At 64.1% G+C, this 24,195-nt stretch carries 24 protein-coding genes; 10 read left to right on the top strand and 14 right to left on the bottom strand.

Translation table 11 applies throughout. The features are described from left to right. Positions 1–80 precede the first annotated feature (80 nt). Positions 81–1,478: an MATE family efflux transporter gene (locus NGM68_RS11415; RefSeq protein WP_252698254.1), complete on the bottom strand. Its 1,398-nt coding sequence runs from the start codon at positions 1,476–1,478 to the stop codon at positions 81–83. Positions 1,479–1,829: 351 nt separating this feature from the next. On the opposite strand from NGM68_RS11415, the gene ilvA reads away from it, so the two are divergent. Then, positions 1,830–3,041: a threonine ammonia-lyase gene (ilvA, locus tag NGM68_RS11410; protein ID WP_252698253.1), complete on the top strand. Its 1,212-nt coding sequence runs from the start codon at positions 1,830–1,832 to the stop codon at positions 3,039–3,041. A gap of 58 nt (positions 3,042–3,099) precedes the next feature. Here ilvA and NGM68_RS11405 read toward each other — a convergent pair whose 3' ends face one another. Beyond that, the gene (locus tag NGM68_RS11405; RefSeq protein WP_252698252.1) at positions 3,100–3,456 is read right to left on the bottom strand and encodes a cell division protein SepF; all 357 of its coding nucleotides are present in this window, start codon (positions 3,454–3,456) and stop codon (positions 3,100–3,102) included. A 189-nt stretch (positions 3,457–3,645) separates the two neighbouring features. Between NGM68_RS11405 and NGM68_RS11400 the strand changes: the two genes are divergently transcribed. Next, positions 3,646–5,181 carry a S8 family peptidase gene (locus NGM68_RS11400; protein ID WP_252698251.1) on the top strand — a complete coding sequence of 512 codons (1,536 nt, stop codon included), beginning with the start codon at positions 3,646–3,648 and terminating at the stop codon, positions 5,179–5,181. A 79-nt stretch (positions 5,182–5,260) separates the two neighbouring features. Next, positions 5,261–6,022: a DUF1028 domain-containing protein gene (locus tag NGM68_RS11395; RefSeq protein ID WP_252698250.1), complete on the top strand. Its 762-nt coding sequence runs from the start codon at positions 5,261–5,263 to the stop codon at positions 6,020–6,022. 57 nt (positions 6,023–6,079) lie between these two features. Here the strand turns inward: NGM68_RS11395 and NGM68_RS11390 are convergent, their stop codons facing one another. Further along, positions 6,080–6,559, bottom strand: coding sequence for an RNA-binding protein (locus NGM68_RS11390; RefSeq protein WP_252698249.1), 480 nt, complete (start codon positions 6,557–6,559; stop codon positions 6,080–6,082). A 151-nt stretch (positions 6,560–6,710) separates the two neighbouring features. Here NGM68_RS11390 and NGM68_RS11385 point away from each other — a divergent pair, with 151 nt between their 5' ends. Beyond that, the gene (locus NGM68_RS11385) at positions 6,711–6,998 is read left to right on the top strand and encodes a DUF7562 family protein (protein ID WP_252698248.1); all 288 of its coding nucleotides are present in this window, start codon (positions 6,711–6,713) and stop codon (positions 6,996–6,998) included. Positions 6,999–7,016: 18 nt separating this feature from the next. Here the strand turns inward: NGM68_RS11385 and NGM68_RS11380 are convergent, their stop codons facing one another. Together NGM68_RS11380 and NGM68_RS11375 are read right to left on the bottom strand one after the other, a co-directional pair. Continuing rightward, positions 7,017–7,832 carry an ABC transporter permease gene (locus tag NGM68_RS11380; RefSeq protein WP_252698247.1) on the bottom strand — a complete coding sequence of 272 codons (816 nt, stop codon included), beginning with the start codon at positions 7,830–7,832 and terminating at the stop codon, positions 7,017–7,019. Beyond that, positions 7,829–8,914, bottom strand: a complete 1,086-nt coding sequence (locus tag NGM68_RS11375; RefSeq protein ID WP_252698246.1) for an ABC transporter ATP-binding protein — start codon at positions 8,912–8,914, stop codon at positions 7,829–7,831. Before NGM68_RS11375 ends, NGM68_RS11380 begins: the two co-directional genes overlap by 4 nt. Before the next feature lie 96 nt (positions 8,915–9,010). On the opposite strand from NGM68_RS11375, the gene NGM68_RS11370 reads away from it, so the two are divergent. Further along, positions 9,011–10,309: an RNB domain-containing ribonuclease gene (locus NGM68_RS11370; RefSeq protein ID WP_252698245.1), complete on the top strand. Its 1,299-nt coding sequence runs from the start codon at positions 9,011–9,013 to the stop codon at positions 10,307–10,309. 182 nt (positions 10,310–10,491) lie between these two features. On the opposite strand, the gene NGM68_RS11365 is transcribed toward NGM68_RS11370, so the two are convergent. The 4 genes from NGM68_RS11365 to NGM68_RS11350 form a co-directional block, all read right to left on the bottom strand. Beyond that, complete coding sequence (locus NGM68_RS11365; RefSeq protein WP_252698244.1) at positions 10,492–11,025, bottom strand: hypothetical protein; 534 nt, start codon at positions 11,023–11,025, stop codon at positions 10,492–10,494. Positions 11,026–11,149: 124 nt separating this feature from the next. Beyond that, the gene (locus NGM68_RS11360) at positions 11,150–11,503 is read right to left on the bottom strand and encodes a hypothetical protein (protein WP_252698243.1); all 354 of its coding nucleotides are present in this window, start codon (positions 11,501–11,503) and stop codon (positions 11,150–11,152) included. Positions 11,504–11,653: 150 nt separating this feature from the next. Further along, on the bottom strand, positions 11,654–12,193 hold the full coding sequence (locus NGM68_RS11355; protein WP_252698242.1) for a GNAT family N-acetyltransferase: 540 nt from the start codon (positions 12,191–12,193) through the stop codon (positions 11,654–11,656). A 55-nt stretch (positions 12,194–12,248) separates the two neighbouring features. After that, positions 12,249–13,547: an MFS transporter gene (locus tag NGM68_RS11350; protein WP_252698241.1), complete on the bottom strand. Its 1,299-nt coding sequence runs from the start codon at positions 13,545–13,547 to the stop codon at positions 12,249–12,251. A gap of 151 nt (positions 13,548–13,698) precedes the next feature. Here NGM68_RS11350 and rtcA point away from each other — a divergent pair, with 151 nt between their 5' ends. The 4 genes from rtcA to NGM68_RS11330 all read left to right on the top strand — a co-directional run bounded on the left by rtcA (position 13,699) and on the right by NGM68_RS11330 (position 18,777). Next, the gene (gene rtcA, locus NGM68_RS11345) at positions 13,699–14,808 is read left to right on the top strand and encodes an RNA 3'-terminal phosphate cyclase (protein WP_252698240.1); all 1,110 of its coding nucleotides are present in this window, start codon (positions 13,699–13,701) and stop codon (positions 14,806–14,808) included. Between the two features lie 118 nt (positions 14,809–14,926). Continuing rightward, entirely contained in the window at positions 14,927–15,880 is a 954-nt protein-coding gene (gene kdgK1 / locus NGM68_RS11340; RefSeq protein WP_252698239.1) for a bifunctional 2-dehydro-3-deoxygluconokinase/2-dehydro-3-deoxygalactonokinase, read from the top strand. A 154-nt stretch (positions 15,881–16,034) separates the two neighbouring features. Continuing rightward, positions 16,035–17,180, top strand: a complete 1,146-nt coding sequence (locus tag NGM68_RS11335) for a hypothetical protein (RefSeq protein WP_252698238.1) — start codon at positions 16,035–16,037, stop codon at positions 17,178–17,180. A gap of 175 nt (positions 17,181–17,355) precedes the next feature. Then, positions 17,356–18,777: a dihydrolipoyl dehydrogenase family protein gene (locus NGM68_RS11330; protein ID WP_252698237.1), complete on the top strand. Its 1,422-nt coding sequence runs from the start codon at positions 17,356–17,358 to the stop codon at positions 18,775–18,777. Positions 18,778–18,889: 112 nt separating this feature from the next. On the opposite strand, the gene NGM68_RS11325 is transcribed toward NGM68_RS11330, so the two are convergent. Both NGM68_RS11325 and NGM68_RS11320 read right to left on the bottom strand, forming a co-directional pair. Beyond that, complete coding sequence (locus NGM68_RS11325) at positions 18,890–19,417, bottom strand: hypothetical protein (protein WP_252698236.1); 528 nt, start codon at positions 19,415–19,417, stop codon at positions 18,890–18,892. A 177-nt stretch (positions 19,418–19,594) separates the two neighbouring features. After that, entirely contained in the window at positions 19,595–20,497 is a 903-nt protein-coding gene (locus tag NGM68_RS11320; protein WP_252698235.1) for a serine/threonine-protein kinase RIO2, read from the bottom strand. Between the two features lie 241 nt (positions 20,498–20,738). Here NGM68_RS11320 and NGM68_RS11315 point away from each other — a divergent pair, with 241 nt between their 5' ends. Continuing rightward, complete coding sequence (locus NGM68_RS11315) at positions 20,739–21,587, top strand: lipoate--protein ligase family protein (RefSeq protein WP_252698234.1); 849 nt, start codon at positions 20,739–20,741, stop codon at positions 21,585–21,587. Positions 21,588–21,737: 150 nt separating this feature from the next. Here NGM68_RS11315 and NGM68_RS11310 read toward each other — a convergent pair whose 3' ends face one another. The 3 genes from NGM68_RS11310 to pcp all read right to left on the bottom strand — a co-directional run bounded on the left by NGM68_RS11310 (position 21,738) and on the right by pcp (position 24,111). Next, on the bottom strand, positions 21,738–22,025 hold the full coding sequence (locus tag NGM68_RS11310) for a DUF5808 domain-containing protein (protein ID WP_252698233.1): 288 nt from the start codon (positions 22,023–22,025) through the stop codon (positions 21,738–21,740). Between the two features lie 206 nt (positions 22,026–22,231). Then, positions 22,232–23,401 (bottom strand): threonine synthase, encoded by a 1,170-nt coding sequence (thrC, locus tag NGM68_RS11305; RefSeq protein WP_252698232.1) that lies wholly within the window; start codon positions 23,399–23,401, stop codon positions 22,232–22,234. Positions 23,402–23,484: 83 nt separating this feature from the next. Continuing rightward, complete coding sequence (pcp, locus tag NGM68_RS11300; protein WP_252698231.1) at positions 23,485–24,111, bottom strand: pyroglutamyl-peptidase I; 627 nt, start codon at positions 24,109–24,111, stop codon at positions 23,485–23,487. Positions 24,112–24,195 lie beyond the last annotated feature (84 nt).

Below are 24,195 nucleotides of genomic sequence, written 5' to 3'. Positions count from 1 at the left end.
ATGAGCGAGATCGGTGTCGTCACTTCCGTCGGTGATCCGCATGGGCCGAAAATCACTGGCAACCGTGAGAATCGTCCCCGTCAATCGTCCGCCCTGGTGCCGCGTTCGGCCATCATTCGGGCGGCCTTGCCGGCCCAGTCGCGGTGGACGTACGCCCAGCCGACGATGAGCAGCGCCCAGAGGTAGTAGAGGAACACGCCCGCAGCGACGCCGAGCACGCCGTAGCCCAGGTAGATAGCGGTGACGTAGGAGAAACACAGGTAGAACAGAAAGAGGCCGCTCGAGCGGGCGAGAAACGGAATGAACGTTTCGCCGGCACCCTGGAGCGAACCGGCGATGGCGATGTAGACGACAAGGAACGGAGCGCTGAGTCCGTACGCCTGCGCGAAGGTGACGGCGTGGCCGACCGTTTCCGGGTCGGTGGTGAAGATGTAGACGAACTGGTGGGCGAAGGCCGCGAGAACGACGCCGATGACCCCGACGGTCGCCAGCCCCAGGCCGGCGATGGCCCAGCCGTTGAACCGGGCCGCCTCGGGGTCGCCTTCCCCGAGGTACTGACCGACGACGATGCTCGCGGCCACGTTGTATCCCCGCGAAAGTGGGCTCGATATCTGCTGGTAGAGTCGACGACCGACCTGGTAGGCGGCGTTGGCCTCCGTGCTGATCATGAGCAGGATCGAGTTGAACGGGAACTCGATGACCGTCGCGACCAGCCCCTCGGCGATTCGTGGCGCGCTGACGGTGAGCAACTGCCTGGCGATGACCCAGTCGGTCGGCCTGACAAGGGAACTCTGGCGCCAGGGGCCGGCGATGACGACGAGCAGGGCCAGCGCGGTGAACACGTTCGCTGCGGCCGTCGCCAGGCCGACGCCGACGACCTCGAGACGCGGTGCACCGAACATGCCGAGGCCGAGGACGACCGAACCGGACACGTTGAGGAGGTTCGCGATGACGTTGACGACCATCGGCGAGACCGTATCGCCCGTTCCCTGAAGCGCTCGCGCCGCGATGATGCCGACGTGGCGGGCCGGTGCGGTCACCATGATAATTGCGAGATAGATCGCACCGTAGGTGACGACGTCGGCCTCAGCGCCGAGGATTTCGATCGCGAATTCGCTTAGGAGAACGCCCAGGATCATGAACGGGACACCCGTAATCGCCCCAAGGAGGATCGCCTGCGTGATCGCCTCGTCTCGCGTATTCGTCGCGCCGCTACCGGTGTCCTGACTCGAGAGGGCGATGGCGCCGCCACCGAGGCCGAGCCCGATCCGTAGCGGGAGCCGTGCGTAGAGGTCGGCGAGTCCGATAGCGGCAATCGCGGCCGGCGAGAGCAGCCCCGTCACGATGATGTCGACCGTGCGCATCAGCGTGCGCGTGGTCTGCTCGGCCATGATCGGCCAGGCGAGCGCAAGCACGCGTTTCCACACCGCGAATACGCGCGCGCTCAGCGCTTCGGTGGCGTCCGGACTCGAGCCCATACGAACCGAACCCGCCGGGGGTCGTTTATACCTCCGGTAGGAGCAAAACACTCGGGAACGAAACCGTGAGAACGACCCCCGAATGACGGGCGTCGTCTGACCGTCAGACAGCCGTTTCAACCCGGCGCAGTCTGTCGATTACACTTTCACTCCGCGGGCATGAGATTTATATATCTCGGGTGCTCGTATACAGTCGCACGTCACACGCCGTGCATACCCTGTATTCCCTGTCGTGCTGTCTGCGCCCGGCAGCGCGCTTTTGTAACCCAACCGACAGAGCGACGCGAACGACCGTGTGTCGACCGACCGCCAACAGCAATCCTTTACCCCAGTTGTCGAGTACCTGCGTGTATGCTCGAGCTTTCGGACGTCCTCGAGGCCCGAGAACGGGTTCGGGAGACGTCGCGACACACGCCGCTGACGTACTCACACACCTACTCCGCGATGACCGGCGCGGAGGTCTCCCTGAAACTCGAGAACTTCCAGCGGACGGGAGCGTTCAAGATCCGCGGAGCGACGAATCGCATCCAGACCCTCTCGGAGGCCGAACAGGCAGCAGGTGTCGTGACAGCCAGTGCTGGAAACCACGCCCAGGGGGTCGCGCTGGCGGCCACGCGGGCCGGTGTCGACTCGAAGATCGTCATGCCCGAACACGCCCCCATCGCGAAGGTCAAAGCGACCCGGAGCTACGGAGCCGAGGTCGTCCTCTCGGGGGCAAACTACGATGCTGCCGCCAAGCGTGCACACGAGATCGAACACGAGGAAGGTCGCACGTACGTCCACGCCTTCGACGACGAGTACGTGATGGCCGGGCAGGGAACCATCGGCCTCGAGATCCTCGAGGACTGCCCGGATGTCGACACCGTGATCGTCCCGATCGGCGGCGGGGGCCTCATCGCCGGTATCGCGACCGCGATCAAAGCCAGAAAGCCCGATACGCGCATCGTCGGCGTCCAGTCAGCCGGTGCCTCGAGCGTCGCCGACTCACTCGAGAAGGGGTCGGTCGTCACCATCGATAGCGTCGACACGATCGCCGACGGGATCGCGACACGCCGAGTCGGCGAGCGGACGTTCCCGATCATCCAGGAGTACGTCGACGAGGTCGTCACCGTCACCGACGAACAGATCGCCATGGCCGTCGTTCACCTGCTCGAGCGGTCGAAAACGGTCGTCGAGGGAGCCGGTGCCGTGCCGCTGGCGGCGTTGCTGTTCGATCGCTTCGACTACGAGGAGGGCGAGGTGATCGTCCCGGCACTGTGCGGGGGCAACATCGATCTGAACATGCTCACGACGGTGGTCGTCCGCGGCCTGGTCGAGACAGGCCGCTATCTCAAGCTCAAAACGGTGCTCAAAGACAGGCCGGGAACGCTCGAGGAGTTACTCGCAATTATTTCGGGCCACCAGGCGAACATCTACGCGATCCAGCACGATCGCACCTCACGGGATATCGGGATGAGCGACACCGAAGTGGAGATCGACCTCGAGACGCGAGGACACGATCACGTCGAGGAGCTGATCGAGGCGCTCGAGTCGAACGGATACGCGGTCGAAGTACTGGTCTGAGGATATCTGAGGAAGCGATTAGCTCCGTGCCACTCCGGCGAAGTGAATGGATCTCGAGTCAGCGACCCAGTTTTTCGCGGCCGATGCGGATACCGGTCGGCGTAATGATGATCTGATCGTCGCCCTTCTGGACGATGTCCCCGTCGACCTCGCGAGCGACCTGGCGGAGTTCGTCGATGATGTGCTCGGTCGTGCTATCTTTCGTTCGCAGACGCGTGATGTCCGCGATGACGATATCGCCGTCGTAGACGGCGTCTTTGATGTCGATGGCGTCGACCTGTCCGCTGATTTCGGCGATATGAACGGACATAGCCGCATCGCCAGCCGAAGCGCTGACGTCGTCGAGGTCGAGTTCGACGTACTCGTCGGCGGTTCGACTCTGGTCACTTCCGAGAATTTTGCTCATCAATCCCATAGGGTCAACGGTTTCGCGCCGTGAGTATAGTTCTTACGTCAGACGCCTTCCCCAGACCATTTTCGATTTTATCAACGTGAAAATGTAATCGACTTAATTATAACTTCTTAACTTTTCTGTCCGGGTACCACTTCATATTTAGCATGGAATTACAAAACCTTTATATTCTAAGATGGGATGGCAGTGAGTGTGGCTGATAATAGCATGTCACGTGAACACGTATCCCGAAGAACGCTGTTGAAGGGTGTCGGTGCAGGCGTTGCAACGACCGCACTCGCCGGGCAAGCAACCGCGCAGAACGACGACGAGTATATCGTCGGACTCGAGGCTGGCGCTAGTTTCGATGTCGCCAAAAAGCAGGCGAACGGCGTCCGCTTCGAACTCGATTTCGGTGGAATAGGGAAGGCCGTCTCGGGTCGCTTCTCGGACGCGGCACTCGAGGCGCTCGGGAACAGTCCGAACGTTCGATACGTCGAGCCTAACGGTCGGATGCACGCCCTGCAGACGACGCCTTACGGCATCGAGCAGGTCGACGCCGACGTCGCCATCGGCGACGGCGAAACTGGCGCAGGCGCGAACATCGCCGTCATCGACACGGGGATCGATCCCCAGCACGAGACGCTCGCGGAGAACCTCGGCGAAGGCTGGGCGGCCGACGACGCCGAATGTGACGCCGACTGTGGTGGCGGTCCCTTCGGCGGCGGCAACGATATCGACGAGTGTCTCGAGGTCTGGGACGACGACAATGACCACGGGAGTCACTGCGCCGGGACGGCCGCCGCGGCCGATAACGGCGAGGGCGTGCTCGGCGTCGCCCCCGACGCGACACTGCACGCCGTCAAAGTGCTCGACTGTTCCGGTGGCGGTTCCTGGGACGGCGTCGCGGCCGGGATTACCTGGGCGGCCGACCAGAACCAGGTCGACATTCTCAGCATGAGCCTCGGTGGCGACGCATCGGACGTCGTCCACGACGCCGTCCAGTACGCTGACCAACAGGGGAAAGTGCAGGTTGCAGCCGCGGGTAACGACGGCCCCTGTACCGATTGTGTCGGCTACCCCGCCGCCCACGACGAAGTAATCGCCGTCAGCGCGAGCGACGAGAACGACGATCTCGCGGACTTCTCCTCGACCGGTCCGGAAGTCGACCTCGCCGCCCCTGGCGTCGATACCCTGTCGACGGTTCCCCGAGACGACTACGCCGAGTTCTCCGGGACGTCGATGGCCTGTCCACACGTCTCCGGTGCCGCAGCGACGCTCATCGGCGCCGGCTACGACCACAGCGAGGTTCGACAGGTGCTCAAAGACGGCGCCGACGACATCGGACTCGGTGACAACGAGCAGGGTGCCGGTCGACTGAACGTCGCCAACTCGCTGGGAATCGAGGGAGACGATGGTGACGATGATGATGGTGACGACGGCGACGACGGCGACGACACCGGCGACAACGCACCGGACATCGACCAGTTCGACGTGGCCGCTCGAGGCAGCGGCCCCTGGTCGCGCGCCGACGTCGACTGGGCCGTCTCCGACGAGGACGGCGATCTCGACACCGTGACGACCGAACTGCTCGATGGCTCGAGCGTGCTCGATAGCCAGACCTCGAGCGTCAGTGGCTCGAGTGCGTCCGGGGAACACGAGGTTCGCACGCGTGACGACCCCGACAGTGTCCGGCTGACGGTGACCGACGAAGCAGGGAACGAGACGAGCGAGACGCAGGACTTCTAACTCGGGATCTCCAGAGATCCCCGTTCCGGCCTGCCGAGACGTTCTCTTTTTTGCCACCGCAGTGCGTGACCACAGCCGTATGACGTTCAGCATCTGCGTCCACGAGACCTACGAGGGAGACGACGGCGACGAACACGATCGATTCGGCGTCGCCGTGACAACGCGACTGCCTGGCGTCGGCACCCTCTGTCCGTTCGCCAGCGAGAACGGCGCCGTCGCCACCCAGAGCCTGGTCAACGTCGACCTCGGTCGGAAGGGAATCGCCTACATCGACGACGGCCTCGCCGTCGAGGATGCTCTCGAGGCCCTGCTCAACGCCGACGACGGCGCTTCGAACCGACAGCTCCACGGCGTCGACCGCGAGGGAACGTACACCTTTTCGGGCGAGGATTGCAAGGACTGGTTCGGGCACACGAGCGGCGAGGGCTACACCGTCGCCGGAAACCTGCTGACTGGGGAGTCGGTAATAGAGGCAACGGCCGACGCCTACGAAAACGCACGGGACGGCGAGGAACCGCTCGCCGAGCGCCTGATCGATGCGCTTGCGGCCGGACATACCGAGGGTGGCGACAAACGCGAGGAACTGCGCGTCCAGAGTACGGCCGTCGTCGTCGAGACCACCGAGGCGGCCGAACTCGAGCCGTTCTACAACGACCTCCGGGTCGACGCCAGCCTCGAGCCGATCGCCGACCTCCGGGAGACCTACGAGTTGGCGGTGGAGGGGTACGAGAAGACGCTCGAGAAGTACGAGGACGCCTACGAAGCGGACGACATCGACGCTGGCGAAGAGGGCGACGTGGACGCGGGAGAGCAAGACGACGTCGATGCTGCCAGAGAGTGAGGCGTCGGGGCTGGGCTCCAACTATGGATTGGATGACGCGACGAGTGACTCGAGAGCCTACCCCGAAAACGAGTACAGTTCGTCGCCGACGTGATGAAGCGAGTCGACGACCTTGCCCTCGTTGCCGACCATCTGCGAGCCGTCGACGCGAGCGCGTCCGACCGCCAGCACTTTTCCGTGGGACTCCTCCGCGATGAGGACGAGGTCGTCTGGGGCAATCTCGCCGTCGGCTTCGGTGATGCCCGGACGCATCACGTCCGCGCCGTCTGAGACGAACGAGACGGCACCGGCGTCGACGGTGACGATTCGTCGGTCGGGTTCGTAGGCGTTCGCGCCGCGGACGGTGAGAAACGGCTCCGCGTCGAAGTAGGCGATCTCGGGCGAGCCGTCGACGAGGACGACCTCCCAGTCGCTGTCTTCGAACTCGACGCGTTCGTAGGCGTCGCCCTCGAGCGTGACGCCGAGTCCGTCGGCGACCGCCGTCTCGAGTTCTGAAACGACATCGCTCCGCAGGTGGTGTCGCGATTTGACCTCCATGGGTTCGTGGACGAGCGGTTGCGCTATAAAACGACCCGTTCCGTTTCGTGAAGTCACAGTATGCGGCCCGTTCTCGGGGAGCCCCCCACTCAGCCTGACCGTCAGGCAGGCCGTGATAATTGCTAAGTATGCACACGGCAATAGCCGAGGTATGTGGCTCTCGCGGTGGCGTACCGAGACGGTTACCTGCATCGCCTGTGGGACGCGTGTCGCTCGAGCCGACGCCCGGGAGTACGACAAGCACGGCAATCGCTGGGAACGCGAGGGAAAGACGTTCGAGCACCTGTGTAAACCCTGCGACAGCGAGCTCTGCCGGTACGGCCGCGAGGGACTCGAGGATCAGCTGGTCGCACTCGAGGCCGGCGAGTACTCACAGGAGGCGTTTCTCCGGCGGTACGTGTGTGCACTCGAGGAGCGACGGCGGGTCGAGGAGTCCTAGGGTAGGCAGGGTAGCCAGTTAGAGATCCGTCCGATCGAACCGAAGGTAGCCGACCAGCGGCGCGAGCACCGTCCACCCCAGCAAGACGACGGCACCGAAGGCCGTCGGATACCCCTCCCGTGCCTCGTCGAAGACGTAGGCGTCGAGGACGCGTTCGTAGGCCACACTCGGCGAGAGCGTCGTCACGTACGGTCGCCACCAGGGCATCTCGGTGGGTATCTCGAATCCGGAAACCAGATACACCACGCCGTCTGGGACGACCCGCCAGACGAACACGAACAGCATGAAGACGCCGAATGCCGCGATGGCCGCCCACGTCGGCGACCGAATCCACCCTGAGAGCCCGATGCCGATCGCCACGTAGGCCAGCCCCAGTCCGGCGGTGGCGATGGTGAACCCTACCAGCGCCCCGAACGGCGGCGAGAGGCCGAAGACCAGGAGTACTACCAACGCCGCCGCGATTCCTGCCAGGAGCGACCCCGCGAAGACGGCGAACCGACCGAGGAGCGAGCCAACGACGACATCCCGGCGGTCGTGAGGCATTCCGAGCAATAGCGCCAACTGCCCGCCGGCGCGTCGCTTGACGATGGCGTCGTAGGAGACCATCAGCCCGACCGCGGGAATCATGATGATGCAGAAAAACGAGAGCAGGCCGACGAACTCGATCGGATCGGGTGCCATCGAGGGGTCGACGCCAGCCGACCGCCTGACGTCCCGCGCGAACAGGTAGCCGAAGCCGCCGAAGACGGCGACGAAGATGAGCGCGTTCGCGTAGAGCTGATAGTTGCGGATCGCGTCTCCAATTTCCTTTTTTCCGACGAGGCGCCAGCTCATCGCTGTCCCTCCGTTTCCGCGTACGGCTCGGTCTCCGTGTAGGAGACGAACAGCTCCTCGAGCGACGCCTCCGCGGTCGTGAAGTCCGTTATCTCCCCGCCGGCGTCACGAATCGTGTCCAGTACTTCGAGTTTCGTCTCGGCCGTACAGCCGACGACCAGGGCGTCGTCCCGTCGGCGGACGCTCGAGACGCCGTCGATCGAGTCGACGGCCGCGATGACGGATGCGAGATCGGTAGTAGTGCCGGCCTCGAGGTCGGGTTCGAGGTCGGGTTCGAGACTGGGCTCGGATTCGAGACTCGCGGTTCTGTCGCGTTCCGTGCCGGGTTCCGCACCCGTGCCCGTACCAGGGCCAGGATCGCCGGCGACGCGACCAGCCCCGCCGTCGACCGTCACGTCCACAACCAGTTCCGCATCCGTCTCGGCGGCCGCTCGAAGGCCGTCGATCGTATCGACCGCGATGAGCTGGCCGTGGCGGAGGATGCCGACGCGGTCGGCGACGGCTTCGACCTGCTCCAGGATGTGACTCGAGAAGAAGACGGTCGCGCCACGGTCGCGCTCCTCGCGGACGATCCGACGCATGAGCCTGACGCCGTGTGGATCGAGTCCCGTCGAGGGTTCGTCGAGCACGAGCAGATTCGGTTCACCGACGAGCGCCATCGCCAGGCCCAGCCGCTGGGTCATTCCCTTCGAGTAGCCACTGGCCTGGCGGTCGGCCGCGTGGGCGACGTCGACCCGCTCGAGTAGGGCGTCGGGGTCGTCGTCGGCGTCGTTGGCCTCGATGGCGTACTCGACGTGCTCGCGGCCGGTCATCGTCTCGAAGGGGGCGTATCCCTCGGGGAGGATGCCGGTTCGCTTGCGGACGGGCACGGGGTCGGTCGTCACGTCGTGGTCGAGCACAGTGACGGAGCCGCTTGTGGGGTGGGTGTACCGTAAGAGGATGTCGATCGTCGTCGACTTTCCGGCGCCGTTCGGCCCCAGAAAGCCGAACACCTCGCCGGATTCGACCTCGAGGTCGATGCCGCGGAGGGCGGCGACGTCGCCGTAGCGTTTCTCGACGCCGTGGAGGGCAATCGTTGTCATCACACACCATCGTGTTGGATAACATATAATTTTTGGCATCGACCTCACGACGGGAGTCCCGACACGTCTTTGGCACTCCTTTTCGTAGGCGAGGGTATGAGCGACGACGCACAGGCCGCAGCCGGCACGGCCGAGGGGCAAGGCCCCGTTCAGATCTCCGAGGAGCTGGCACGACACCTCGAGAACAAACGCGAGGAGCTGTTCGAGAAGTTCGAGATTCGCGACGAGTTCCCGGAACCGGTGCTCGATGAGGCCAGAGAGCTCTCCGGCGACGTCCAGGGCGACATCGACGACGAAATCGACGAGCGCCGCGACCTCCGCGATCTGACGACGTGGACGACCGACCCGATCGACGCTCAGGACTTCGACGACGCGATCTCGATCGAAGAGCGCGAGGAGGAGTACGTTCTCTGGGTGCACATCGCCGACGTGACCCACTACGTCCACCCCGGGTCGGCAATGTGGGCCGAGGCCGTCGAGCGCGGCAACACGGTCTACCTGCCCGCCTACACCATCCACATGCTCCCGCCGGTGCTGGCGGAGTCGGTCTGTTCGCTGGTACCCCAGGAGGAGCGATTCGCCCACACCGTCGAGATGCACCTCGACAAGGAGACCCTCTCATACGAGTCCATCGACATCTACAAGTCGGTGATCGAATCCGACGAACGGCTCACCTACGCCCAGGCTGAAAAGCGCCTGGACGATCCCGACGCGCCGCTGCACGAGGAGAATTCGTTGGTGTTCGAGGTCGCCAACGAGATGCACGAAATCCGCAAGGAGGACGGCTCCCTCGTGCTGAACCCGAGTCGCGACCGCGCCCACACCATCATCGAGGAGTGTATGCTCAAGGCGAACAAGGCCGTCACGCACGAACTGATGTGGTCGCGCGGCGTCGAGGCGATGTACCGCGTCCACCCCCAGCCGACCCCCGACGAGTGGTCGAAAGCGCTCCAGGAGATCCAGGAACTCGACGGCGTCTCCATCCCCGGCGATACGTGGGACGAGCCCCGAAAGGCAGTCAACGCGACCCTCGAGACCGCGCCGGGTCGCCAACTCGATAAGATCCAGTGGGCGGTGATGAAGGTGATGCCCCGGGCGAAGTACATGAACGATCCGTTCGGCGGCCATCACGCGCTCAACTTCGAGATTTACGGCCACTTCACGAGTCCAATCCGGCGGCTGTCGGATCTGATCAACCACTGGATCGTCTACCAGAACGACGTCCCCGAGAACCTCATAGCGCTCTGTGATCGCGCCAGCGACAAACAGAAGGCGGCCGAGACCTGCGAGCGCGAGTACAAGGGGTTCCTGCAGGAGGTCGGCCTCGATCCGATGGCCGTCAACAATCGCGGCCTCGAGGTCGTCGACGAGGCGGAAGCGGAGAAGACGATCTGAGTGGAGTCCCAATCCGCAATTTGTGAGTCAACCAGATCAAATTGTGGCCGATAGGACTGGTATCTGATATTCACTGCCTACAACACTCAGAGGATGAGTGCAGCACGACGACCCCATTTTTTCACTCCGAAATCGGTGAACCACCTGCTCACTACAGGTGCGAACTGCACGGGAAAAGCCTGTCAACATTCGATATCAGCTAATTGGTCAATCAAGGGACGCTCGCGAATGGGATGAGAAGACCAAAAGTTCAATCGAAGGCAAAAATCTTCTTCAACATCATCTATTCCGAAAAAACGAATATCATCTGCAAAATCATCGACGACTCCGTGGAGACCTACGGGAGATGTGTCACCAGATGGATCAATTGTAACCAGTTCATCGGTGCCCGACGCAACAGTATGTGACTCCCAGTCCATGATCTCGTTTTCAAGTTCGAGAGCGAGATGGAATGTGTGAGATTCGTCAGACTCTGCATTGCGAAGGTCTACGATAACCTCCTGAACAGAACCATCAGTTTCGAGAATATCCAGACAACCAGCGAGCGTAGAACTTATAACCGCATACTGGCAATTAGTGTTTTTCGTCGAGAGGGCATTGATAGTTCGTTCGACTGATAAACACTCAAATATTGTGTTCCTCACCTGAACTGACCGCTCTCCACCATCGCAAATCAACCTGACTGTCGTGCAACATTCGGGCTGTGGATCTTGCACGATTTCAGAGAATGAAGTGAGGTTGGTAGCTTGATCGCGGGAAGATGTACACGCAAGTTCGCTGTTGACGCTACACTGAGGCTCGAGGCCGAGACGACGGCCGACTCGCTGTGACGGTGCCGTCCTACACCTCCGAATCCTGCACCTCGACGATCACCGCCTGCTCGAGCGATTCGATGCCGCCGTCGACGTGTACCTGTACCGTGGTTCCCGGGAGCGGCGCATCGCCCTCGTCCTCGAGCGGTCGGTCGGGCACCGACACGGAGGTGACGCCGGTGAGCGTGACGTCGCGACGCTGGATCGGGTCTCCCTCGTACTCGACGGTTTCCCAGGTTTCGACGTCCATTTGTTCGACGGATTCCCCGAAGTACGCCTGTGCGTCCTTGTCGACGGAGTCCTCGGTCTGTGATCGGCCGGTCGTGCGGTTGTCGTCGAATTGGACTTCCTCGTGTTTGTACTGCTGGAGGTGAACGAGCATGGTCGCCAGCGTCAACCACGGAGTGACACTAAGACGTGCGTCCGGAATGTGCAAGGTGGCCGCTCCAGCCTAAACTACATCTTTTGTATCTTGACTACATCTTATGTAGTATTGTCGTATACACGCTCATCACACCAAAAATACCGCGAGTCACTCGAGCCCCATCTCGAGGATCAGTAGGTGGCGCGTCTCGCCGCCCAGCGTCTCGCACTCCTCGTCGACCCCGCCGTACCCTCGAGCCTCGTAAAACCCGACGCCGTCGCCGTTTTCGGCGAATACCTCGAGACGAATCCGGTCGTACCCAGCCTGCTCGAGGGCGCGTTCGCCACGCTCGAGGAGCGCGGTACCGAGACCCTGGCCCCAGTGATCCGGGTGGACGTACAGCCGCTTGAGGTGGCCGACGCCTGATTCCCCGGCCCAGGGGCTGACGTGGACGAATCCGGCGACGTCGTTGACGGAACGATCACTCCCCCAGTCGGCGTCCGCCAGGTCGCAAACGAACAGGTGGCTCTCCGCCGCCTCGATCGAGTCCCGCAGGCGATCGACGGCGTACCAGTCGTCGGTCACCGCGTCGACCGTCTCGCGGCCGAGAAAGTCGTCGTAAGCCGCGTGCCAGCTCGCTCGAGCCACCGAACGAATGGCAGCGGCGTCGCCGGGTGTCGCCGGACGGATGTGGTGGATGTCGCCCATTGATTGCTCGAGAGTCTCGTTGTAGGTCGCAAAAAGGTGGCCACACTCGTCAGCATCACGCCTGCTGGGGCGAGGTGGAGGGACGCCGCTGGTAACGATACAACCAGAGGGAACACGCAAGCGCGACGGCCCCCGCACCGGTCGCGATGACGAACGCCATTCGGTAACCCGTGGCCGTATACACGCGGACGCCGGCCTCGAGCGTGCCCGTCCAGTAGCTGTCGAGGGCGTAGCCCATCGCCGTCGGCAGGATGGCCGCCCCGAAGAAGGCCGCGCCGTTGATGACGCCGGTCGAGATCCCACTCGCACTGGCGGGGTGACGATCCTTGACGAGCGCGTAACTGAGGACGAACGCGCCCAGCAACGCCCCCGCCAGGAAGTAGACGAGGGCGACGATGGCGAGCGGCGGTTTGCCGAGGAGGGCGATGAGGCCGAGGGCGGCCGTGTAGATGACGGCTCCCGCGACCATCAACTCGACGCGGCGCTCGAGGCGATCGGACAGCCAACCGAGCGCCGGGGGGCCGACGATCATGCCGACGCCACCGAGGAGCGTGAACATCGACGCGTAAGTCACCGAGACGCCGTAGGTCTGGACGACGTATGGAACCCCCCACAGTCCGAACAGCGTCAGATTCAGCCCGGACGTACAGAAGAGCAGGAGGCTGACCACCCAGGTGACTCGATCCGCGAGAACGGATCGAACGTGGCGACGAACCGCGGCCGTCGAGAGCGTCGGCTGGCCGGGAACGCCCTCGATCGGCTCGAAGCCCGCCCGTTCGGGCGTGTCGCGAACGACCAGGTAGACGACGAGACTGAAGGCGATCCCGAAGACGCCCAGTGCGCCGATGGTCGTCCGCCAGCCTGCAGAGCCAGCGGCCAGCGCCAGCGGCGTCGTCGCGAGGACGCCGCCGAACCCCGAAACGGCAAAGCTGAGGCCGGTCACAGTGGCGAACTCGTCGGCTCGAAACCAGTTGGCACAGAATCGAAGGATGCAGACGAAGATCACGCTCGCGCCCAATCCGACCAGGGCTCGAGCCCCGAGCGCGCTCACGTAGCCGTCGGCGAGCGCGAACCAGATCGCGCCGACGTTCATCGCGAGGCCACCCGCGGCGGCCGTTCGTCGTGGGCCGACTCGATCCGCGAGGATCCCCGTCGGTAGCTGCATGAGCGCGTAGATCCAGAAGAACATCGCGTGGAGCGTGCCGAGCTGAGCGCCCGTCGTTTGGAAGCCGGCCATCAACTCCTCGGCGAGGACGGCCGTCGAGAGCCGATAGATGTTGACGAGCAGGAAGACGATACCGAGGGTTCCCCAGAGCAGCCATCGACGGGTCAGGGGGTCGCGCCAGCCTCGCATCGGTCTCCCGTCTCGGCTCGAGGCACCTAACGGTTCAGATACCGGCGGTTCTGTGGCTCTCCCACCCGGCGAGCTCTATTCGCCCATCCGACACGAACCACACGTTCAGCCGACACGAACTATTTTCCCGGCCGCTATCGAGGAATCAGCTATGCACACGCTCGACGGCAGCGACGCCGGCGGCCAGTTCCTCCGCCGTGCGCTCACCCTTTCGGCACTCACCGGCGAGCCGGTTCGACTCGAGTCCGTACGGGGAAACCGTCCGGATCCGGGGCTCGCCACCCAGCACCTGGCCGTCCTCGAGACGATGGCAACGATCTGTGACGCCGACGTATCGGGGGCCGAACTCGAGGCCGAGACCGTCACGTTCGACCCCGGACTCGCGGGGGCGATCCCGGGCGGCGAGTACACCGTCGAGGTCGGTACTGCCGCCAGTCTCACTCTCCTGATCGACAGTCTCCTTCCACTGACCCATCGGCTCGAGGCGCCCCTGACGCTGACGGCGACGGGCGGGACGGACGTCGCCTGGTCGCCGCCGCTGGATTACCTCCGCTACGTGAAGCTGCCGCTGTTGCGCCGCCACGGACTCCAGGCGTCCCTCGAGGTCGACCGTCGCGGATTCTATCCGGCCGGCGGGGGTCGCCTCCGGCTTCAGCTGGCCCCGTCGGCGTTCGATCCCCTCGAACTGGATCGGCGTGGACGGATCGCCGGCGTCCGGGTCTACTCGACCTGCGCCGCCTCGCTGGCCGATGCTGACGTCGGCCGGCGGCAGGCTGGCGGGGCGCTCGAACGGCTTCGGAGCGGGCTTCAGGGTCGGCCTGCACTCGAGGACGATGATGAAAACCGATCCCTCGAGGTCATCGAACGGATAGAAACCGTCGCCGAGAGTCACTGTCCGGGGTCGGTGATCGTCCTGGGGCTCGCATTCGAGCGCGAGGCACAGCAGGACGGAACGGGCACCGACTGGCCGCTCGCCGGCTTCTCCGCCCTCGGCGAACCCGGGAAACCGGCCGAACGAGTCGGTGAAGACGCTGCGGACGAAGCGTTGGCATTTCTCGAGTCCGACGGCACGGTCGACCGGTATCTCGCCGACCAGCTACTCGATCACCTCACGCTGGCGGGCGGCCGGATTCGGGTACCGACGGTCACCGATCACGTCGAGACGAGTACCCGGTTGCTCGAGTCGTTCGGCGTCGACCTCGAGCGGGAAGCTGATGGCAAAACGACGGTCGTGAGCACTCGAGGGCTCGGCCTCACGTGAGACGGCCCGACGAGCGGCCAGCAGTGGCACTAACGCCACAACTTATAGCACACCCCTTCGTTTGACGAGCCATGCGCGATAGACAGGTCACCGCTCGATCGGTGCCGGAGGGCACGGCGTGAGCGACGTCGTCACCTTCGGCGAGACGATGCTCAGGCTCTCCCCGCCCGGCCACGAACGCCTCGAGACGGCCTCCGAGTTCGAGGTTCGCGCGGCCGGTGCCGAGAGCAACGTCGCCGTCGCCGCCGAACGGCTGGGCGCGGTCTCGACGTGGACGTCGAAACTGCCCAACACCCCGCTTGGCCGGCGCGTCGTCGGCGAACTCGAGCAGTACGGCATCGACACGGACATCGTCTGGAGCGAGGAGGGACGCCAGGGAACGTACTACCTCGAACACGGGGGAAAACCTCGTGGCACGAACGTGATCTACGACCGGTCTGACGCGGCGGTCACGACCGCCGAACCGCAGGAGTTCGACATCGACCTGATCCAGAACGCACGGGTGTTCTTCACCTCCGGGATCACCCCAGCGCTCTCGCCTACCCTGCGCGAGACGACGGCGCAGCTCCTGAAAGCGGCTCGACAGGGCGGGACGACCACCGCCTTCGACGTCAACTACCGGCGCAAGCTCTGGACGCCCGAGGAGGCCCGGAACACCCTGACGAAGTTGTTCCCCGGCATCGACATCCTCGTCATCGCCGCCCGCGACGCCCGGACGGTGCTCGGCTACGAGGGCGATCCGCGCCAGCTCGCCCACAAACTCGGCTCGCAGTTCGACTTCCGGACGGTCGTCGTCACCCGGGGCGCACAGGGCGCACTCGCCTGGCACGACAACGTCGTCCACGACCACGATGCGTACGAGACCGAAACCCACGACCCGATCGGCACCGGCGACGCGTTCACCGGGGCATTCATCGCCCGGCGACTCTCGGGGGACGACGTCGGTCGCGCGCTCGAGTACGCAGCGGCGACGGCTGCCCTGAAGCGAACGATTCCTGGCGACGCGGCGCTGGTCACGAAAGAAGAGGTCGACGCCGTCGTCGCCGACGACAGCGAAGCGATTTCGCGCTGATCGGGGCGCAAAGCGCCCTCGCTCGAGGATCACGATTTCGATCGATGATCGATACTCGATACTCGATCGTGTGTGAAAGTGACTGCCGTGAGACCGTCGTTTGGACGGCTTTGTCAGAAGTCCCTTTAAGAAGCCGTTCAACAGAACGGATGCAATGAACCGTAACGCAGTCGCGACCGTCATTCTCGCGACCCTGTTGATCGTTAGTTTGGTGGGTGCCGCAGGTGTTGGTGCAAGCACGACGGCTGAATCGGCTAAAACGACGACCTCGAACGAATCGTACGCGGGTACGTACCTCGCGTTCGAGGCCTCCGGAAATGCAGTTACAGACTACACGGTCGACGGCGAGACCCTCTTCTCGTCTGTCGCCGTGGACTCCCAGAGCGAGGTCGACGGGGGTGCCGACGCGTCGATCGATCTCGGCGCTGTCGTCGATATCAGTGGTGCTGGTCTCTCGATCACCGCCCAGTCCCAGACGACGACCCAGATCGACGCCGACAGCGGCGCGTCGCTCTCGGCCCACGACACCGAACGCGGCCACCTGGTCGTCAGCGCGGGCGACGAATCACAGGTCGTCGAGGCCAAACTCGACGGGAACGCCCAGGCGAGTGCCGAAGGCGACAACCGCGTGGTCGTCGAAAGCGACACCCGCAACGGCGTCTTCCTCGTCGTCGGCGACGGTGACGTGACCGTCAACGAGCAGGGTGACGTCGTCGCGAGCCTCGAGAGAGAGTCGACGCTCGTGTTCCGATCGTACGCCGAGGGCGAACGTGACGACCAGGCCAAAGAAGACGAACAGCGCATCGCTGACGGCTCGGCCGCCGCCGAAGTTTACGTCGACGTGCGAGACGGCGAGACAGTCGCCGATACAGTCAGCTACGGCGAGGAAACCGCCGTCGAAGCCCGTCAGGAGAGCGAACAGCACATCGAGGTCGTCGTCGACCGCGCCATCAGCGAGGGGGCGATCGTCATAACGACCGTCGAGGAGGAAGCGGTGGGAACCCTCGAGAACCTCGAAGTCCGCGTCGACGGTGAGGCCGCTGTAGAGGCCTCCTCGCAGTCGGAACTCGAGAGCGCCATCGGTGGCGAGGAGTCGGCGTACATGGTTAGTCAACACGCCGAATCCGAAACGAAAGCGACCGTCTACGTCGCGTTCAACCACTTCTCCGAGCGAACGGCTTCGATCGGCGCGGGCGACGACGGTGGTGCCGACAGCACCGACGATGGACTGCCTGGCTTCGGTGCCCTCGCCGCGCTCCTCGCTCTCGGTGCCGGTGTCGGTGTCCGACTCCGACAGTAGCCCACCCCACCTCGGACGGCGCTTCGGCTCTCCGTAGTGTGTATTGAACCGATCCTCGCGCGGCCGCTCGCCCGGTGACTGACCGACGTACTCGAGGACGCGACCGTTTCGCGTGTCGGCACCGCGAACGCACGACCGAGCGAACGTCTATTGACCCGGGCACGGTAACACCGCTATGGACGAACTCCACGTCGCGATTATCGGTGCCTACGGCAGCGCTGGTGTCGCCGCGGCCGACGAACTCCTCGAGCGTGCCGACGAATCAGGTCACGAGATTTACCTCACGCTGATCGACGGCGGCGAACCGGGCGGTGGTCTCTGTATTCTCGAGGGTTGTATGCCCTCGAAGGACGTCCTCTCGGCCGCCCAGCACCGCTATCAGGCGAGACACGACGACCGGCTCATGGGTGCCCCAGCCGTTGACCCCGAGCGCGTCGTCGCCACGAAGGACGACCACATCCACGGGTTCGCCGAGCACCGTCGGTCGCACGTCCACGACCTCGCCGAGCGCGACGACGTCGTCTTTTTCGACGAACACGCCCGATTCGTCGATGACCGAACCATCGCTGTCGGAGACCGGACGATCGAACCGGACTACGTCGTGATCGCCACCGGATCAAGTCTCAACGTTCCCGACCTCCCCGGCATCGAAGACGTCGAGTTCCACTCGAGCGCGGACGTTCTCGACGCGACCACCTTCCCCGACTCGGCCATCGTGATGGGCTTTGGCTACATCGGTCTCGAACTCGTCCCCTACCTCAGCGAAGTTGGCGGCGTCGACCTCACCGTAATCGAACACGACGACCACCCCCTCGACGAGTTCGATCCCGCCTTCGGGGAGACGATACTCGACCTCTATCGCGATCACTTCAACGTCGACATCCTGACCAACGCCGACGAAAGACGGATCGAGCGAACGGCCGACGGTGGCGTCCGCCTGACCGTCGATCAGGACGGCATCGAAACGACCCGCGAGGCCGACACCCTCTATCTGTTCACTGGTCGGCAGCCGAACGTCGACGGACTGGGACTCGAGAACACCGCGCTCGAGGCGACACAGGGATGGGTCGGGTCGACGATGCAGGCCACGGCGGACGAGCGAACGTTCGTCGTCGGTGACGTCAACGGTCGGGAGCCGATCCTCCACGTCGCCAAGGAAGAAGGATTTGCCGCCGGAGCGAACGTCCTGCGTCACGCCCGTGGGGAGGAACTCGAGCCCTACGTAAACGTCCCTCACCACGTCATCTTCTCCGGGCTGGGGGTTTATCCGGTCGCCCGGATCGGTCACACGCCGGAGACCGCCAGCGAATCGACCATGGAGACGGTCGTTGTCACCCGCGAGGCCTCCGCTGATGGCGTTTTCAAGACTAAAAATCATCCCGAAGGCGTGGCCACATTGATCGTCAGCGAGGCCGACGGAACCGTCCTCGGCTACCAGGGACTGCACCTCCACGCAGACGTGATGGCGAAGACGATGCAGGTCGTCGTCGAACTCGGTCTGGACGTTCGCGAGCTCCCGGATCGGGCCTACCATCCGACGACGCCCGAAATCCTCGACGGGCTCTTTCGAGATGCGGTCGCCGAACTCGAGACGTAACCGGATACGGACGGCGGCCGCGGCCGACGGGGCCACGTTCCACAACGCACGGGATACCAGTGGGCTCCTGGGTAAGAGCAGACCTGGCTAAATAAGGACTGGTCAGGTCGAATCAGCTGTCGTCCGGTCGTGAGACGACGACCGCGTACACTGCGCCACTCACCCCGCCGACCGGGAACGCGACCCACCACGTTTCAACGGCCGTCAGATAGACCACGCCCCACGAAAAGACCGCCGCTCGAACGGGATCGGCTCCCGATACCGCCTCCAGGGCCGTGATCGGAACCCCGATGAGTACCAGAAAGACGCCGTACGTCGCGAGCGTCCCGAGCAACCCAACGACGAGTCCGGTCGTTGGTGAACGGGGTGAGAGCCACCGCCACCCCAGGTGCCCGACGCCGAACGCCGCGGGAACGACGAACGGGAGCGCGAGCGCGGCCAGTGCGACGTTGACGAGTTCGGTCGTCGCACTCAACCCGACCCCGTCCAGTCCGGTCGCGACGCCAGCGTACACCACCGCGACACAGGCCGCTGCGCTCGCGGCCGCGTACCCGGCTCCGACTGCTGGCTCGTTTGCTCGAGGCAGTCGCCCCGGTCCGTAGCGATGACACGTCGCCTGGAGGGCGTCGATGCGTCCCATCGTCGTGTGCAACTCACTGGGAGCGGGAAAAACTGTTTCCCTCACCGGAACGGAACGCGGACTCGAGCGCGAGCAACGACGAACTCAGGTGCTAGGGTCATCCCGTCCGCATACGGCAGGTTTCCCGAGAAATCGAACCAGATCGTTTGGTATCGTGAAATGAAGTTTATCACCGCCTTATCGGGGAATCGACTCGAACGAACCAGCAGCGATCTCGGCCGCAATCGCGTCGCTCTCGAGGTCGTCCGGGACGATCCGGGGGTATTTGCGCCGGAAGTAGCCGACCAGGTTCGTGAGATCCCGATCCAGGAACTCCCCGGCGTGTTCGTGCTCGGTCGAGACCGCCTGGGGCCAGTCGAAAATCGTGACGCCGTCCTCGGCGACGAAGACGTTGTACTCGCTCATGTCCGCGTGGACGTACCCGTACTCGTACGCGCGCGTGAGTTCCCAACACAGCAACTCGAGCACGCCGAGTACCTGGTCGTCCTCGAGGCGAGTTCGCGAGAGCTCGACCCCCGGCATCTTCTCCATCACGATGGCGTGTCGGTTCTGGTCGATCGGTCGAGGAACCGAAATGTCCGGATAGAGCGTCTCGAGCACCTCGTACTCCCGCTCGGCCGCCTTCCGGGCCGTGTAGAGCCAGGAGACGTGGCGATTTTCGGACGTGTAATCGCGTTCACGGTGTACCTCCCGGAAGTTCGTATAGCCCTCGCGGTGATACTTGAGCGCGAGCGGTTTGTAGGATTTGACCTCGTAGACGTCGCTCTCCTTGCCGACGCCCAGTGGCGAGCCGAACTCCGCGATCGTGTCGCGTTCGACCAGTGCCCGTAGCGCAAGGGCGTCGTACCCCTCGAACTGCAGGGTGTAGCCTTCGTACTGGATGGTCTTTTTCTCGATCAAACCGCGTTTGAGACAGCGCTCGAGACGATACTCCACCTCCTCTGGAGTGAGTCCGGAGAACTTCGGGAGCTTCTCGCGTTGTACCCACTCCGAAAAGCGCATTCCCTGTTCGATTCCCGAGAGGAGATAGAAGTCCTCGGAGTCGAGTTCCGCCAACAGCTCGGCGACGTTCCGCACCATGCGCGTGGTAGCCGGTGCGCACGTAAAGGTCTTCACGACCGCCTCGAGTGCGTAATGAGCGGTGAATGGAGGTTGATAAACCATATAATGCGATAGGAAATCTTGTAGAGGTTCGCGAAGGGAACTCAGGAACGGTGACCGATAGAGGCCGTGACGCGTGTCCACGCGAGAGATCCGATCGCACGCCGTCACCGACCCGAACGTCGGAATCCCTTTGCCGATCGGAGTCGCAGGATCAGCCATGACCGCCCTCACCGATCGCGACTGGCGACTGATCAGGGACGACCCCCGGAACGGAGCCATCCAGATGGCCCTCGAGGAGGTCGCCGCCCGAACCGCACTCGAGGACGACCTGCGAACCGTTCGCGTCTACGACTGGGAGCCGAGTACGCTCTCACTCGGCTACCAGCAGGCACCCGAGACGGTCGACTGGGAGTTCTGTGCCGAGAACGGCATTGGCGTTACCCGACGTCAGACCGGCGGGGGCGGGATCTACCACGACGCGACGGCCGATATCTCCTACACCATCGTCGCCCCCGCCGCGGAGGTGCCCGGCGACCTGATGGACTGTTACGCGCTGTTCTGTGAACCGATTCTCGACTCGTTCTCACGGATGGGCGTCGACGCCGACTTCGCGGGGGCGAAACAGGACGCGATCTACAGACCGTCGTGTTACCTCCGGGACATCCACCCGGCCCACGACATCGTCGCACCGGTTAGCGATCCCAACGCTACCTCGAGAAAGATCAGCGGCAACGCCCAGTACCGCCAGCGCGACGTCGTCATCCAGCACGGTTCGCTCAGTTTCGACCTCGAGCCCGATGCGCACATTGGCGTCTTCGCGACGGACGATCTCGAAACCGGAACGTTCACCGATCGGGTGACGAGCATCCACGAGCAGGCCGGAATCGACCGCGTGGAGGCTTGCGAGTGTCTCGAGGACGCCCTCGGGGAGTGGTGTGGGGCGACGGAGGGATCGTGGCGGGAATCCGAACTCGAGGCCGCAACGGAGCTCGCGGATCGAAAGTTCGGTGCGGGCGCCTGGATTCGAGACCGCGAGGTGCTCGACGCGCCCGGCGGGCTCGAGTGAGCAGTCACTGGCGAGCGTAGGTACGCCGCGCGTCACAAAAGACGAGAAACCGATCGATTCGAGGCGGTGTCGTACGGTTTGCCGTCCCTTTTTGTCGGTGATTACCCTACCGGGTCGGCAATCACTGGTAAGAGACTACAGCAAACCGTATCAGTCGTCGCCGTCGTCGTCGACGATCACTTCGACCGGTTCGTCTTTGGTGGATTCCGCTGGCTCGCTGGGCCCTTTCTCCTGCTGCCAGAGGAGTGCACCGGCGACGAGGACGACGATCCACGAGCGCCAATTCGCCAGGTTCAGCGTGTAGCCGACGCCGAACGGCTTCTCGACGAGCATCCCCTTGCCCGGTTGCCAGTACGACGAGAGCATCCGGCCGAAGCTGGGTCGCTCGAAATTGTACGGGACGCCAAGGATCTCACCGGAGGTTGGTTTGTCTGCCATGCCCGAACGTACACGCTCCGGTGATAAGAGTATTGTGTCACCTCCCGGAGACTGGAACTATCGCGAGTGGGGGTTCTCGAGCCTCGAGCGCTGGTGGCACTGGTAATCACGAGGTCGATCCTCAGTACCGTTCGAACCATCGACCGACGAGTAAAACCGGATGGTCGCCGTCGGTTTCACTCGTCCGTTCAGGTGGAAAACGGCGCTCAGAGAGCTGTCGACAGGTCGGATCGATCGACGACGGTCGTCTCGGGTTCAGCGCCACCCTCGCCGTACCCCCGGCCGGTCAGCACGCAGGCCACCCGTTCCGCCGGTTCGATCTCCCCACGAGCCGTCAGTTTGCGGAGAGCCGCGAGCGTCGTCGCTGAAGCCGGTTCCACGCGGATGCCCGCATTCTGGGAAAGTCGCGTCTGAGCCGCCAGAATCGCGTCGTCGTCGACGGACACGACGACACCACCGATGTCGCGAACGGCGGCGAGTGCACGGGCACCGCTGGGCGGATCGGCGTTCGCGATAGAGTAAGCGATGGTCTCATCGGCCTCGGATAGTGCCTTGACAATCGTTTCGTTCTCGCGGAACGCCCGCGCAATCGGATCACAGGCTGCCGCCTGAACGAGATACAGCCGTGGCAGCGCCGAGTCCTGGAGAAGTCCAGCAGCCCGAACCTCGAGCAGCGCTTTCCAGACCGCGCTCGCGTTGCCGCCACTGCTGACCGGGAGGACGATCGCGTCGAGATCGGGCCCGGCCTCGAGTAGCTCGAGCGCGAGCGTTTTCTGCCCGGCGACGCGGCGGGGGACGTCGGAGTTGAGAAACGCGATGTCGCGCTCGCGGCCGCGTTCGAGGGCGTCGTGGTACAGCCGGCCGTAGTCCCCGCGTACGCGGATGATCTCCGGTTCGAATCGGGCGATGGCGCTGAGGCGATCCGAAGCGATGTCGGCGGGGACGAGTACCGTACAGTCGATCCCCACGGCAGCGGCACAGGCGGCCGTGCTCAGGGCCATGTTGCCGTGTGAGACCGTCCCCACGCGATCGTACCCGGCCTCGAGGGCCGCGGCGACGCCGACGGCGCTGCCTCGATCCTTGAAGCTCCCCGTCGGATTTCGACCCTCGTCCTTACACCAGACCCGCGCACCCGCGTACGCGTCGAGGGACGGGGTGCGCCACAGCGGCGTCCCGCCTGGCTCGAGGTCGCCCGGCGGCTGCGCTACGGGGAGGGCGTCGGCGTAGCGCCAGATCGAGCCCGATACCCGCGGATCGGGAGGCCACTCGGCGAGCGGTTGTATCGGGAGCCAGAGCGGTTCGCCACAGTCACAGCGGGCTCGAGGCCGATCGAACGTGCGCTCGCAGGCGTAGCAGGTGCGCTGAGTCGCAGCCATTAGTTTCCCTTCTGGGCGAGAGACGAAGGCAGTCCCGGAATACAGGCGAATGGTATGGATGTCGAAGTAAATTACTATAATTTCTATAGTTTACTAGCCTCGAGCGCCGTCTCCAGCCCCACCTCGAGGCCCCGGGCCATCGTCTCCAGGGACAGGCTCGGCTGGCAGTCGTCGCGCCTGGCAGCCTGTTCGTGGGTAAACGGAACGTGGACGAATCCGGAGGCGATTTCGCGGGCGTTCGTCTCGACGTAGTGGCGGGTCGCATACAGGACGTCGTTACAGAGGTGGGTTCCGGCGGAGGTCGAGAGCGTCGTCGGCACCCCTGCGTCGGACATCGCCTCGCACATCCGCCGAACGGGAAGGGTCGAAAAGTAGGCGTCCGGCCCGCCGGGTTCGACCGGGTCGTCGACGACCTCACGGTCGTCGTTGTCCGGGATCCCAACGGTGTCGCGGAGGTTGATGCCGACGCGCTCGAGGGCCATCGCCGGACGGCCGCCGGCCAGCCCCAGCGAGAGGACGATGGCCGGGTCGTGACGTTCGACGTACTCGAGGAGGGTCGGTTTCGACCGTTCGAACGCGACCGGGAGTTCGCGGCCGACGATCGTCGCCCCGCCGAGGTCGGTGCCGTCGAGGCGGGTGGCGAGGTGGCGGGCGGGGTTCGTCTCGAACTCCCCGAACGGTTCGTAGCCCGTCAGAAGGATCCGTGGCATGGGAAAATTGTTCGAGCGCGAGGGTAAGAAGTCTCGGGTCGTGGGTCAGGAGACGGGGATGAGCGGGTCGCGTCGGCACGTTTT

The sequence above is a fragment of the Natronosalvus vescus genome (genome assembly GCF_023973145.1).
In the GTDB taxonomy this organism is placed as follows: Archaea; Halobacteriota; Halobacteria; order Halobacteriales; family Natrialbaceae; genus Natronosalvus; species Natronosalvus vescus.
The sequence above is the reverse complement of the archived record's forward strand: the minus strand, read 5'-3'. Positions and strand labels throughout refer to the sequence as shown.

Coding starts and splice junctions, on each gene's coding strand:
- NGM68_RS11415 (WP_252698254.1), bottom strand. CDS start 1,478: ATGGGCTCGAGTCCGGACGCCACCGAAGCGCTGAGCGCGCGCGTATTC.
- ilvA (WP_252698253.1), top strand. CDS start 1,830: ATGCTCGAGCTTTCGGACGTCCTCGAGGCCCGAGAACGGGTTCGGGAG.
- NGM68_RS11405 (WP_252698252.1), bottom strand. CDS start 3,456: ATGGGATTGATGAGCAAAATTCTCGGAAGTGACCAGAGTCGAACCGCC.
- NGM68_RS11395 (WP_252698250.1), top strand. CDS start 5,261: ATGACGTTCAGCATCTGCGTCCACGAGACCTACGAGGGAGACGACGGC.
- NGM68_RS11390 (WP_252698249.1), bottom strand. CDS start 6,559: ATGGAGGTCAAATCGCGACACCACCTGCGGAGCGATGTCGTTTCAGAA.
- NGM68_RS11385 (WP_252698248.1), top strand. CDS start 6,711: ATGTGGCTCTCGCGGTGGCGTACCGAGACGGTTACCTGCATCGCCTGT.
- NGM68_RS11380 (WP_252698247.1), bottom strand. CDS start 7,832: ATGAGCTGGCGCCTCGTCGGAAAAAAGGAAATTGGAGACGCGATCCGC.
- NGM68_RS11375 (WP_252698246.1), bottom strand. CDS start 8,914: ATGACAACGATTGCCCTCCACGGCGTCGAGAAACGCTACGGCGACGTC.
- NGM68_RS11370 (WP_252698245.1), top strand. CDS start 9,011: ATGAGCGACGACGCACAGGCCGCAGCCGGCACGGCCGAGGGGCAAGGC.
- NGM68_RS11360 (WP_252698243.1), bottom strand. CDS start 11,503: ATGCTCGTTCACCTCCAGCAGTACAAACACGAGGAAGTCCAATTCGAC.
- NGM68_RS11355 (WP_252698242.1), bottom strand. CDS start 12,193: ATGGGCGACATCCACCACATCCGTCCGGCGACACCCGGCGACGCCGCT.
- NGM68_RS11350 (WP_252698241.1), bottom strand. CDS start 13,547: ATGCGAGGCTGGCGCGACCCCCTGACCCGTCGATGGCTGCTCTGGGGA.
- rtcA (WP_252698240.1), top strand. CDS start 13,699: ATGCACACGCTCGACGGCAGCGACGCCGGCGGCCAGTTCCTCCGCCGT.
- NGM68_RS11335 (WP_252698238.1), top strand. CDS start 16,035: ATGAACCGTAACGCAGTCGCGACCGTCATTCTCGCGACCCTGTTGATC.
- NGM68_RS11330 (WP_252698237.1), top strand. CDS start 17,356: ATGGACGAACTCCACGTCGCGATTATCGGTGCCTACGGCAGCGCTGGT.
- NGM68_RS11325 (WP_252698236.1), bottom strand. CDS start 19,417: ATGGGACGCATCGACGCCCTCCAGGCGACGTGTCATCGCTACGGACCG.
- NGM68_RS11320 (WP_252698235.1), bottom strand. CDS start 20,497: ATGGTGCGGAACGTCGCCGAGCTGTTGGCGGAACTCGACTCCGAGGAC.
- NGM68_RS11315 (WP_252698234.1), top strand. CDS start 20,739: ATGACCGCCCTCACCGATCGCGACTGGCGACTGATCAGGGACGACCCC.
- NGM68_RS11310 (WP_252698233.1), bottom strand. CDS start 22,025: ATGGCAGACAAACCAACCTCCGGTGAGATCCTTGGCGTCCCGTACAAT.
- thrC (WP_252698232.1), bottom strand. CDS start 23,401: ATGGCTGCGACTCAGCGCACCTGCTACGCCTGCGAGCGCACGTTCGAT.
- pcp (WP_252698231.1), bottom strand. CDS start 24,111: ATGCCACGGATCCTTCTGACGGGCTACGAACCGTTCGGGGAGTTCGAG.